Here is an 11,998-nt window from a genome sequence, read left to right as displayed (position 1 = left end):
GAGTCAGGCGATATGGGTCAGTAATTGGCAGGCGCACAGGTCCTCCCCATACAGGCAGGCAGCAGTATAGCCGCACTCTCTCAGCAGATTCCGTTGTATGTCTGCGTCCACACCGGCATCCCCGTAAGAATATGCGAAGACGGTGACGGGTTTGCCCAGCCCTTCTTCAAGCACCGCTTTGGAGCGCAGCAGTTCCTCTTTTTGCTGGGCCAGGTCAGGCTCTGAAAATGCCCGGTGCGACACTCCATGTGATTGAACGGAAACTCCATAGCGCTCCAACTCCCGCAAATCGTCCCAATCACACATTATATCTTCTGGCTCGTTATCGATGCCGAACCAGTTGTGTCCTCCGATGAAATCAGTGGGAACGAAAACCACTGCCGGGTATCCAGGCTCAACCAGCAAGGGAAGAGCAACGCGACGCATCGACCGGTAGCCATCATCAAATGTCAGGAGCACTGATCGCTCTGGCAGGCTATCCGGCATCGTCAGGGATGTGAAGAAGTCTTCGAGGCCAATCACGTTCCAGCCGTTTTCATGCAAGTAGCTCAGCTGATTCGCAAAAATCGCCTCGGATATATGAAACCACGTATCCCAATCGGGACCGGCGGGTTTGCCTATTTTATGATAGGACAAAATGGCGAGTATTTTATCTCCCGGCCCGGGACTTCCGTTCTACTCATCGAACTCCTCTCTGGAAAAGAAATAATGGCTTTCCCCCGTGTCATGCTGAGCGCAAGAAGCCGAAGCCCTGAGGAACGCAGGGGAAGAATCCGCGTAGCGCCAGAGATTCTTCGCTTCGCTCAGAATGACATGCCCCGGGGCACTGCAAAAAAAACTCCCTGTCTAAGCTGTTGCCTGTCCCTCTGAAAGTAAGTTGCATCTTGCCCCCTGCTGGTTACGGCCAATCATCCGCGTCATGCTGAGGCAAGAAGCCGAAGCCCTGAGGAACGCAGGGGAAGAATCAGAGAACAAAATGAACAAACCCAAATGGCCCAATTTCGTTGTGTTTTCCTCTCCCCGTAACTAAAATGCACCTGATTGCAACTTAACCACGGGGGGATTTTCTTTAGTATCGTTTCTTGTAGGAGAGGCTTGTAATGTTTTCCTGGCGTCGAACGTCCGGTAGTAGTGACCCTGATGCAGGGAAGAGCTCATCTGCCTTCACCAAACTGCTTGATTCCGCTCGGCAGGGTGAGTCTGAGGCACTGAGCACGCTCTACCGTGAGTTCCTGCCCGGCGTATTCGGCTATATTGCTACTCGCGTTCCTGATCGTGCTACCGCCGAAGATCTCACTTCGGAAGTGTTTCTGAAAATGGTTGAAGGCATTGGCCGGCTGCGCACCGGCGATGAGGCCGGATTTGCGGCCTGGATCTTGCAGATCGCGCGCATCACTGTCGCAGGCTTTTATCGCAAGCGTGAGAAGCAACCGGCTCATGTTCCGCTCGAATCAACACTGGAAGACAGAGAAGGAGATACTGAAAGCATGCCAATCTCTGCCGGTCATCCTGATGGCGATCCGGTACGCTGGACAGAGGCGCGCGATGAATGGAACACGACGGTCAAAGCCATGAATATGCTCACCGAAGAGCAACGCCAGGTACTGGTAGGTCGATTACTGCTGGGATATGATGTAGCTACCGTTGCGCGCATGCTTGACAAAAATGAGAATGCCATCAAAGCATTGCAATTTCGTGCCCTGCATAGCCTGCACCGCCTCCTGCAAAAGGACGTGTCGCCCGGTGAGACATCTCCTGTAGAAACGCGAAATCGAGGAGGAGCACGATGAATCCTCTCTATGAACATCTCAATGACGAGCTGGAACGGCAAAATGGTTCCTTCTGGTCTGCTCAGACATCACCAGACCTGCCGCAATCCACACTCCCTGACTTCGACTCCGACCAGGAAGTACAGGCACTGGTTGCCATCGCTCGCCGTATTCAACTGGCTCCGGCTGTGCAGGTTGACGCGGACTTTGCCGACAGGTTGGAGCAGCGCATTCTGGTGCATAATGCTGTACAACGCATGCGGAGAGCACAGATTTCCCGTTGGAACAGGCTTTCTGTACGTTCGCTATTGAGGGCGCATCCCGTCTTTAGTATTGCCTTGAGCTGCTGTCTATTGGTTCTATTGCTGGCGCTTGGCATAGTAATAGCCTCGGCTCAGATCACCAATCCAAACAACCCGCTCTACGCGATAAATCAATGGGAGCAGGATGTACGTCTCTCGCTCAGTGGTTCGCCTGTGGCTCGCGCCGAACTGGATCTGCAATTCGCCGCCGACCGCCTCAATACGCTGGCCGATCTTGCCAACCCTTCCGATACACAGGCCTACGAGCAGCAGTTGGAAGACCTGAGCCAGCAGGTTGAAAACGCCGTTCAGGCTATCAACCAGATTCCCGCAGGAACACAGCGCAGTCAACTTCAGAGTAATCTCGCTGCGCTTGAAACACACGCGCGCCAGGTCTTGCGCGGATTTTTACCTCGGCTCAATCTACAGGAGCGCCTGGCGACGACCGATGCGCTCGCTGATCTGGGTGATACCGTGCCTCACCTGCAGAGTGTACAGCTTATTCTACCCCCTCATTCTGGCGAACTGGCTACCATTATTATCGACGGCAGCGGCCTTGAATCGGGAGCGCAACTGGTTATAGATGGACAGGTTATGGGTAACAATGGTAGCCTCAACAATGGTGTCGATACTTTCATGGTGCGCTGGAATGGTAATAACAACCAGCAATCTTACACAATAGGTATTCTTAATCCTGATGGCACCTTTGCGCAAATAACACTGGTTGGATCGTCCTGGTCAGCAGGCAACGGGAACGGCAATGGAGGAGGCAACGGGAATGGCAACCATGGAAACAATGGAAACCATGGAGGCAACGGGAATGGGAATGGCAACCATGGAGACAACGGGAACCATGGAGGCAACGGCAATGGCAATAAGAATGGGAACGGGAATGGGAATGGAGGAGGCAACGGGAATGGAAACGGAAACGGCAATCACAATGGAGGAGGGAACGGCAATGGGAATGGGAATGGCAATCATGGAGACAACGGGAACCATGGAGGCAATGGCAATAAGAATGGGAATGGAAACGGGAACGGCAATCACAATGGAGAAGGGAATGGGAACGGGCATGTAATGAAACAGGCATAATAGGATAAATGGGGATATACACCGGCCAGTCCTCAATGCGCGTGTTGTGCATCACACCGACAGTGTACCAGGCGCTTAGCGTCGTATTTTCGATAGAGCGGTTGGCCTCTTTTCCTACCTCCTTGAATAAGAAACTCCGTATATGGTATGCTCAACAAGATAAATGGACGATAGTGAATCCCGAACCACAGCAGAAAGTAGGTAGGTCATGTCTGAACGAAGGCAGCAGAACCTCTATGTCCCTTTGCGTGTCCGATTTCGCTCGCCGGCAGAACGCGCGCAGTGGGAACGCGAGCATCCAGGCGTGTCTACCATGCCCTCGATTCCAGATGAAGCGGCAGCGCAAGGGCAACATGTAACTATTTCCACCGGAAGCGAATCTCCACATACACGTCAAATCAAAGAACTGATCCGCCTGGGTAATATCTTGCGCGCCGAATTGGGCCTCGATGAGGTTTTGCAGCAAATAGTCGCCTCTATTAGCGCCTGCACCGGCTTTCGCATGGCAGTCATCAACCTGCTCAAGGATGATAGTGATTACCTCGTTGGAGCTGCCTTTACCGGCGCGTCCGAGGAGAGCGAACGCCTCATACGCGAAAGGCATATCACCGTTGAACAGGTGATGCGCTTTATGCGCCCCGAATTTCTTGTCAGCCAGAGCTATTTCATCCCCCACGAACACTTTGATGAATTTGCCGATATTCCTCGCGCCGTCGATATGCCTATGGAAAACTACGAACCCGGCGGCTGGCATCCCGAAGATGCCCTGATCGTGCCCCTGTACAGTCCGCGCAAGAAAAAATTGCTCGGCTTCCTCTCCCTGGATGATCCAGAGGATGGCAAGATACCAACCGTCGAAAGCGTCGAGATGATCGAACTCTTCGCGGGTCAGGCGGCGATTGCCATTGACAACGCGCGTATCTTTCAAGAACGCGAGGTCGAGCGCCGGGCGCTGGAAGAGGCAATTGTCCATCTACGCAAAGACCTGGAACGGGTACAGGGCGGAGATTTGCGCGTGCGCGTTCAGCCCTCGCATGAGAAACTGCAAGCCGTGGGAGAAGCCATCAACCAGATGATCGAGGCCATCAGTGGCATTGTTGGCAGCACGCAAATGGTGACGCAGGCCGTTGATGACCATGCCCAGGACGTACAGCGCAGTTCGGAAGTCCTCGTCCATGATACCAGCCAGCAGGAGCGCCAGGTTCAGCACATCGCGCATGTAATTGATCAGATGGTAGAAACCATGCAGCACGTATCGCAGCGTGCCGAAGCCATCTCCAAGGTGGCCGTAGAGTCAATGGAGGTGACGCTGGAGGGTCAGAATAAGGTGGCCCGGGCAACCGAGGGGATGCGCCAGGTTCGCGAAACGACCATGCAATCGGCTCGCATCATGAAACGCCTGGGAGAAAGCGGGCAAGAGATCAATGACATCGTCCTGGAAATAACGGACCTGACGACGCGCATGAATCTGCTGGCGCTCAACGCTGCTATTGAGGCTGTTCGCGCCGGTGAACACGGCCAGGGCTTCGGCGTGATCGCCCAGGAAATTCGCGGCCTGGCCGTCAGCAGCGCCGAAGCTGCCCGCAAGGTCGCTACACGCATCCGCACCATACAGCACGAAATGGCGACCGTCTCCCAGAGTGTCGAGCAGAACATCACACAGGTCGTGATACAGTCCGAACTCGTCTCTCAGACAGGAGTCGCGCTCGAAGCCATCAGCGTCGTTACCGAACAGATGGCCGATCTAGTTCAGGGCATAGTCAATGCGGCAGACAGCCAGGAGCGCGGTTCCCAGCTGGTGACGCACTCTATCGAACAAATCTCATCCATGACCAGCGAAATTACCCAACAAATGCGCCAGATGCAGCAATCAATGGCACACCTCGTCGAATTGACCAACTCTTTACGCTCACGGATGTCGATATTCCGCGTCTCTACGCCCCCTCAGAACGAGTCGTAGGGGCCGATTGATCGTGCCCAGCGCCGATTTATCGGCCCCTTGTTCATTGCTGGATTATTTCGTCAAAGTGCATGACCGGCCTCGTTATCGGAATCTCCATGATCGCACCCGATAAGGCTAATAGCGCCGGTAGTACCGCCTGCGCCCGCGCCATCCACGATACGTGAGTAAATGCCAGATCGCTATCAGGATAATAGCCCCGATTAGCGCCCGGATAAGCGGTACGTTATCGACGTTAATATCATTAAAACCGCTGATGATGACCACCTGGGTCATCAACCAGACGCCAATCAACCCGGCAATGATTGCCCCGACGATGCCAAATGGCAGTCGCCACCCAACAATAAATTCCGCAACCAGCCCAACAATGGCTGCAATCACGAGATAGACGATAAAAGCGCTGCTGATGGTCCAGGCATTATTGCCAATCTGGATCGTAATGCCGGAAGCAAAGATGGTATGAAATGCGAACACGTGTAGCATGTAATCATGTCTCCTACATCAATGAGAACGATAATAGCAGTGTTTAACTACAACATAGAACGTAAGATCAATGTAAGTTGTAACAACGGAGGCAAGTAGGGGCCGATTCATCGGCTTTTGCAGTTTGGCGTTATAGTGCTTATTTAATCGAGGGCCGATTCATCGTGTCCAGCGCCGATTGATCGGCCCCGCGCTCACTGCCAGGTTATTCTGTGAAAAACCATAATCTGGCCCTTATCCCCTCGATATTAACCCGATCTGGTACTTTCCTGCTATTTTTTGCGGTCTTTCAGAGAAAAGCACTTCATAGATCAGTTAGTATCAAGTACATCAATATGGCATAAGATGATGTAGTGTGACACAGCACGACATTCAAAAAGGAGGAATAGTTCGCATGCGAATTCGTGAGAGCATCAAAGCATTCTCGCACAACATTCGTCACGTACGTTTGCAGGGTCTTCCCCTGGCGGCCAGGCATCTGCTTATTCTGGCCATGCTTATGATAACGCTGGCGGGAGGCGCTATCGGCGGTCACTTACTTGGTGTTTTCGCACAGGGCGCGTGCGCGAGCGGCGACCAGGCGTATTCTGTAAGATGGGGCGATACGCTGAGCGGCATTGCGGTGCGCTATCACACCACATGGCAGAAACTTGCTTCCTACAATCACCTGGCCAATCCCAATCTTATTTACCCCTACCAAACCATCTGTATTCCCGGTAAAGGTTCCGGTGGGTCCGGCTCCGGTTCCGGTTCGGGCGGTTATCTGCCGGCATCCCAGTATGTGGCCATCGCACGACAGGATGCTTCCAATGCCGGTATTTTGCCCAATCTTTTCGTGCGCCAGATCAACCAGGAAAGCGGCTTCAATCCCTGGGCCGTCTCACCTGCCGGCGCTATTGGCATCGCGCAATTCATGCCCGCAACCGCGGCAGGCCTGGGTATTAATCCGCACGATCCAATCCAGTCGCTGCGTGCGGCTGCTCGCCTGATGGCCAGCTACGTTTATCAATACGGTGATTATGCCAAGGCGCTGGCGGCCTATAACGCCGGACCCGGCACAGTCAACTGGGCGGTACGTGTGGGTGGTGCCAACTGGTTTAGCTATTTACCCTATGAGACACGCAACTATATTGATGTAATCATGGGGTGGTGACCTTCTATCCGGCAAATCCCCTACCCGGATTTCCTGTATGATACAATGCCAAAGACAACGTATCAAAGGAAAGAAAGCTAACACAACATCGTTTCGGGAGGGGATATGTCGGATCATACGAACCCACAGGCACAATACAAACATACCAACCGGCTCATTGATGAGACGAGTCCATACCTGCTGCAGCACGCCCATAATCCTGTCAACTGGTATCCCTGGGGCGAGGAAGCGCTGGAAAAAGCCAGGGTTGAGGATAAACCTATTCTGCTCAGCGTCGGCTACTCTGCCTGCCACTGGTGCCACGTGATGGAGCGCGAATCGTTCGAAAACGAGGATATCGCGGCCCTGATGAACGCGCATTTTGTCTCTATCAAGGTAGACCGCGAGGAGCGCCCGGATATCGACAGCATCTATATGCAGGCGGTGCAGGCCTTCAACAATGGCCAGGGCGGATGGCCCATGACCGTCTTTCTCACGCCCGACGGACGCCCGTACTTTGGCGGCACCTACTTCCCGCCGCGCGACCGGCGCTACGGCCAGCAGGTGATGCCGGGATTTGTTACGGTGCTGCGCAGCATGGCCGATGCCTATGCGAATCGTCGCCAGGAGGTCGAGGAACAGGCTAACCAGGTGGCAGCATACCTGAAGCAGCGCAGTACCGCTCCCCTGCGCAAAGCAAGTTCCCTTGCTCCTGGGTCGGCGCCGCTCGCAATGCTGGAGCAGGCCAGCCGCGAACTGGCCGCGGATTTTGACGCGGTGAATGGTGGTTTTGGCAACGCGCCCAAGTTTCCTAATACGATGTCCCTGGAATTCCTGCTACGTGTGTACCTGCACAGGCAGCGCGGCGAACTAGAATCGGGGGCTTCCAGATCTGAACTGGACATCATCGAGACATCCCTACAACACATGGCCAATGGCGGCATTTATGACCACCTCGGCGGCGGCTTTCATCGCTACTCCGTCGATGCTGAGTGGCTTGTGCCGCATTTCGAGAAGATGCTCTACGATAATGCCCTGCTCAGCCGCATCTACCTGCACGCCTACCTGGTCACCAACAATCCTTCTTATAGTCGCGTCGTCGAGGAAACGTTGAATTATGTGATCCGTGAAATGACCGCGCCGGAAGGTGGATTCTATTCGACGCAGGATGCCGATAGCGAAGGGGAAGAGGGCAAATTTTATACCTGGACGGTCGATGAAATTCGCGCGCATCTCTTGCCAGAAGACGCGTCGCTGTTCATGGTCTATTACGATGTCACGACGGACGGAAATTTTGAGGGCAAGAACATTTTGCACGTCGTACAATCCCCCGAACGAGTGGCGGAAGATGCGGAGATCAGCCTGGAACGCTTGCAGGATTCCTTGCGGCGCAGCCGCGAGATGCTCTTTACAGTGCGCGAGCAGCGTGTGAAACCGGGGCGCGATGAGAAGATACTGACAGCGTGGAATGGCTTGATGTTGCGCAGCTTCGCGGAAGCGGCCCGCTACCTGGATCGTCCCGACTACCTGCAGGTTGCCCAGAAAAACGCAACGTTTTTGCTGCGCGAGCTCTATCGTGATGGCCGCCTGTTGCGTACATATAAAGATGGTCAGGCCAGGATTAAGGGCTACCTGGAAGATTACGCGTTCCTGGCCGATGGCCTGCTGGCGCTCTACGAGGCCACGTTCAATCCGCGCTGGTTCGCCGAAGCTCGTCACCTGATAGATGAGGTCATAACGCTCTTTGCCGATGAGCAGAATGGCGGCTTCTTTGATACGGGCAGCGATGCCGAGGAGCTGGTGAGCCGTCCCAAAGATATTATGGACAATGCCACTCCCGCGGGCAACAGTGTAGCCGCCGACGTACTACTGCGCCTGGCGGCCTTCACCGGCGAGGAATCGTATCGCCAACGCGCCGATGATTACCTGCAGCACATCGCCAGCGCGATGGTGCAGTATCCCTCGGCATTTGGGCACGCCCTGTGCGCGCTCGACTTCGCCATCTCGCTCGTCAAGGAATTTGCCATCACCGGCGAGCCGCGAGAAGCCGGTACGCGCAATTTACTGGATGTCATCAATGGCCGCTATCTGCCGGAAAGTGTGCTGGCCTGCGCCGCGCCTGATAATGCTGAGGCAATACAGGCAATTCCCCTGCTGGCGAATCGCCCTTTGAAGGATGGCAAAGCCACCGCCTATGTCTGCCAGAATTTCGCGTGCCAGGCGCCCGTCAACACACCTGAAGAACTCGAAAAATTGTTGTAAGGGCTTACCCTCGAAGTCGCCCTCTCTCCCTACGGCCGATCAATCGTTCACGTAGCGCATCTCACCTTTCACATCGTGGCGGCAGAGCTTGCCATCGCGCGCCAGTTGCTCTAAAGCAAGAATGGCCGCGGCGGTCTCTTTGCGTCCAGGAGCGGTTTTGTGCGGGGGAGCAAATTTCTCCGCCACTTCCGCGGGTGTGAATACCATCAATCCGCCGGTATGTTCTTGCAGGTAGCGTGTAATGGCCTCTTCATACCATGTCACCAGGTCAGAAGGTTGCTTGAGGCGAGGATAGGTGACGATCATGACGGGACAGGGGGCAAGTTGTAACACTTTACGTGAGATACTTCCGGCGAATACGCGGCGCACTCGCTGCTGAAGCGCATTGCCCCGGCTGCCGACAACAATCAGGTCCGCGAATGCATCTTTGGCCGCCTTGACAATGCCCTCGGCAGGAAGCCCTACACGCATGAGTGTTTCGATGGAGTTCGCGTCGATGCCGTGATTCTGCAATTCTAAGCTGGCTTTTCGCAGCACATGCTCCGCCTGTGCGCGCTGCTCAGTGGTGGCGGTTGTGGTTTGTAACTGCCCGGCGTATACTCCCAGTGAGGGGGATGCGATGTAGGGAGCGGGGACGACATGCACGAGCACGAATTCAACATGGGGAGAAATCTGCTCGATCAATTCACTGACTGTACGCAGCGCGTACAATGTGGCAGGGGATAGAGGAGCATCGACGCCCAGCAAAATGCGCTTACTCATAACCATTCGTTCCCATGGAGTGTGTTCAACAGCTTCATCTATGCCGGTCGGTTACACGTTATGTACGATTCTGGGAAACGAGACCAATTTGTACATATAAAGTATACATGTTTTTAGGCAAGGAAGCAAGGATAAAATAAAGTCTCGGGAATCTCACTAGAAATGTGTCGGATATCATATCCATTTCACCTCTTCATCTGGTAAGCTACTTGATAAGAGATACCGGTGAGGACAGGCACCAGACGCTGCCCCTACACGACGGTTGACGTTGTTATTTGAGATTTGTGAGCTGAGTGCGTTTAACATATGTAATACCTCTGTTTGAATCCATTCGACGAGGTGATACCGGTCGCCTGTTGTTCGTATCCCTTGAGAGAGGAAGTGACGATAGGCGAACCCTGGGAAGGTAGGCCGATAGCTATGGGTGTAGAAATGGAAGACTTATCCGATCAAATGAGCCTGGCGGCGCTCGCGAAGCGCTGTATGAGCGAGATCGAGAACTACCGGCGTAAAGAGCCATATAATGATCAGTACTGCCTGGCAATTTTCCACCGCGCCCTCTTGCAGCATGATAATGAAGCCTGGAATATCCTGGTTGAACGCTTTGGTCCATTGGTGAAAAGCTGGGTGCGCAGCCATCCCAGGCGTGATATTGCTTGCCGTCATGATAGCGAAGAGAACTACGTCGCCAAGACGTTTGATCGTTTCTGGCAGGCGGCAGCATATAATCAAGAATTGAGATTTGCCAGCCTCGCCGCCGCTCTGAGCTACCTGAAGACATGCCTCACCGGAGCTATGCTTGATACCCTGCGCAGCTACGCGCGTCCAGAACTTTCTTTGAATGATCCCGATCATCCTATTTCGGACGAACCTGCCATCGAGGATGATACGGATGATGGGAGCGAGTTATGGAGCGTTATCAAGGATCTGCTCCCCGGTGAGCGAGAACAGCGCCTGGCCTATTTGCTTTTTCATTGTGGATTGAAGGCCAGGGAGGTCGTGCAATTTTGCGGTCAGGAGTTCAGCGAGGTGAACGAGGTCTACCGCTTGCGGCGCAACATCATCGAGAAACTGACGCGCAATCGAGATCAGATCCGCTGGCGACTTAGCCCCGACGAACTGTAACCGGTGCAACATTCAGCGGCTAGAAAACGTAAAAATGATGATGCGCAAAAAACGGTTTTTCGGGCGTCTATATAGCAAGATTCCCGCGAGGGAAGTGAATAGTCGGTGAATTGCCCGGCACGATGTTGCCAGTGATGAGGAATGACGAATGATGGATTGTAAAGAATCGACGGCCCCCAATGATGAGGAGCTTTTGCGCTTTGCTCTCGATGGAGAAGCGTTGTCTGAAGATGCGCGGAATCACCTGGAACAGTGTGAAACCTGCAAGCAGAGGCTTGCCAGTTACCAGCAGGCCAATACATTCCTACTTTCGCACCTCTACCGTAGCGAGTGTCCTTCGGCAGAAGAATTGAGCATGTATTGCGCGCAATATGATTTCCTGCCGGATGAGAGACGGGTCAGGATAGCAAATCATCTCCTGGGTTGCCCGTTATGCGCTATGGAAGCCGAGGAAGCGCGGCAATTTTTGCGCATCCAGGACATACCGTCGTCGCTGCCGGCGTTTGCTCCTCGTTCCCTCGTGCGCCGTATTTTCGCTTCCCAGGTACAAAAGTCTCAGGCGCAGTTCGCTGTGCGCAGTAACGCGCCGGAAAGCTCCTGGCCGCGCCAGTACAAGGCGGAATCCATCGATCTCTCCCTGCATCTTTCGCTGGCAAGCAACGGCGAATATATGTTGCTTGGCATCCTCACTGGCACCGATCCCTCGGAAAGTGTCGAGGCGCTTGAAGGGGTAGCGGCGGAACTCTATACCGCTCCTGGCCCGCTAGTCGATAGCAGCGCGAACGGAAACGGAAACAAGACAAGGCCGGTCGCGCCACTTTTACGTACAAGTGTAGATGACCTTGGTAATATCGTATTTAAGTCCATACCCGCCGGTGAATATGTCATGATCGTCTATCTTCCCAACCGCGAGCTTGTTGTTGAAGGATTGACCATCGAACCGTAGCCATGCTGAGTGACCCAGGACATATTATGCTGAGCGCAGCGAAGAATCCAGGCCTGATCCAACCCAGATTCTTCCCCGTTCGCTCCGCTCAGGGCTTCGGCTCCTGCGCTCAGCATGACGTGGTCTGGGTGGTGAATAGGGGCACCGGGACAGGGACAAGCCGCT

Annotated in this window: 10 protein-coding genes; 7 read left to right on the top strand and 3 right to left on the bottom strand. The window is 54.1% G+C overall.

Going from position 1 to position 11,998, the window contains the following annotated elements; all coding sequences use genetic code 11:
• Nucleotides 1-3: 3 nt before the first annotated feature.
• Nucleotides 4-636 (bottom strand): polysaccharide deacetylase family protein, encoded by a 633-nt coding sequence (locus VFA09_23635; protein HZU70282.1) that lies wholly within the window; start codon nt 634-636, stop codon nt 4-6.
• A gap of 464 nt (nt 637-1,100) precedes the next feature.
• Between VFA09_23635 and VFA09_23630 the strand changes: the two genes are divergently transcribed.
• The 3 genes from VFA09_23630 (at nt 1,101) to VFA09_23620 (ending at nt 5,123) form a co-directional block, all read left to right on the top strand.
• Complete coding sequence (locus VFA09_23630) at nt 1,101-1,790, top strand: sigma-70 family RNA polymerase sigma factor (protein ID HZU70281.1); 690 nt, start codon at nt 1,101-1,103, stop codon at nt 1,788-1,790.
• Nucleotides 1,787-3,163, top strand: coding sequence for a DUF5667 domain-containing protein (locus VFA09_23625; GenBank protein HZU70280.1), 1,377 nt, complete (start codon nt 1,787-1,789; stop codon nt 3,161-3,163). The genes VFA09_23630 and VFA09_23625 overlap by 4 nt, the downstream gene beginning before the upstream one ends.
• Before the next feature lie 208 nt (nt 3,164-3,371).
• Nucleotides 3,372-5,123: a methyl-accepting chemotaxis protein gene (locus VFA09_23620; GenBank protein ID HZU70279.1), complete on the top strand. Its 1,752-nt coding sequence runs from the start codon at nt 3,372-3,374 to the stop codon at nt 5,121-5,123.
• Between the two features lie 117 nt (nt 5,124-5,240).
• On the opposite strand, the gene VFA09_23615 is transcribed toward VFA09_23620, so the two are convergent.
• Nucleotides 5,241-5,606 carry a hypothetical protein gene (locus tag VFA09_23615; GenBank protein ID HZU70278.1) on the bottom strand — a complete coding sequence of 122 codons (366 nt, stop codon included), beginning with the start codon at nt 5,604-5,606 and terminating at the stop codon, nt 5,241-5,243.
• A gap of 394 nt (nt 5,607-6,000) precedes the next feature.
• On the opposite strand from VFA09_23615, the gene VFA09_23610 reads away from it, so the two are divergent.
• Nucleotides 6,001-6,759, top strand: a complete 759-nt coding sequence (locus VFA09_23610) for a transglycosylase SLT domain-containing protein (protein ID HZU70277.1) — start codon at nt 6,001-6,003, stop codon at nt 6,757-6,759.
• A gap of 105 nt (nt 6,760-6,864) precedes the next feature.
• Nucleotides 6,865-9,000 carry a thioredoxin domain-containing protein gene (locus VFA09_23605; protein HZU70276.1) on the top strand — a complete coding sequence of 712 codons (2,136 nt, stop codon included), beginning with the start codon at nt 6,865-6,867 and terminating at the stop codon, nt 8,998-9,000.
• A gap of 39 nt (nt 9,001-9,039) precedes the next feature.
• On the opposite strand, the gene VFA09_23600 is transcribed toward VFA09_23605, so the two are convergent.
• The gene (locus tag VFA09_23600; GenBank protein HZU70275.1) at nt 9,040-9,762 is read right to left on the bottom strand and encodes a universal stress protein; all 723 of its coding nucleotides are present in this window, start codon (nt 9,760-9,762) and stop codon (nt 9,040-9,042) included.
• Between the two features lie 420 nt (nt 9,763-10,182).
• Here VFA09_23600 and VFA09_23595 point away from each other — a divergent pair, with 420 nt between their 5' ends.
• A complete protein-coding gene (locus VFA09_23595; protein ID HZU70274.1) occupies nt 10,183-10,887 on the top strand; it encodes a hypothetical protein in 705 nt (234 codons plus the stop codon).
• 148 nt (nt 10,888-11,035) lie between these two features.
• On the top strand, nt 11,036-11,833 hold the full coding sequence (locus VFA09_23590; GenBank protein HZU70273.1) for a hypothetical protein: 798 nt from the start codon (nt 11,036-11,038) through the stop codon (nt 11,831-11,833).
• The last annotated feature ends 165 nt before the right edge of the window (nt 11,834-11,998 follow it).

The sequence above is a fragment of the Ktedonobacteraceae bacterium genome (genome assembly GCA_035653615.1).
In the GTDB taxonomy this organism is placed as follows: domain Bacteria; phylum Chloroflexota; class Ktedonobacteria; order Ktedonobacterales; family Ktedonobacteraceae; genus DASRBN01.
Note: the sequence above shows the minus strand (reverse complement) of the source record. Positions and strands in the feature narration are given on the sequence as shown.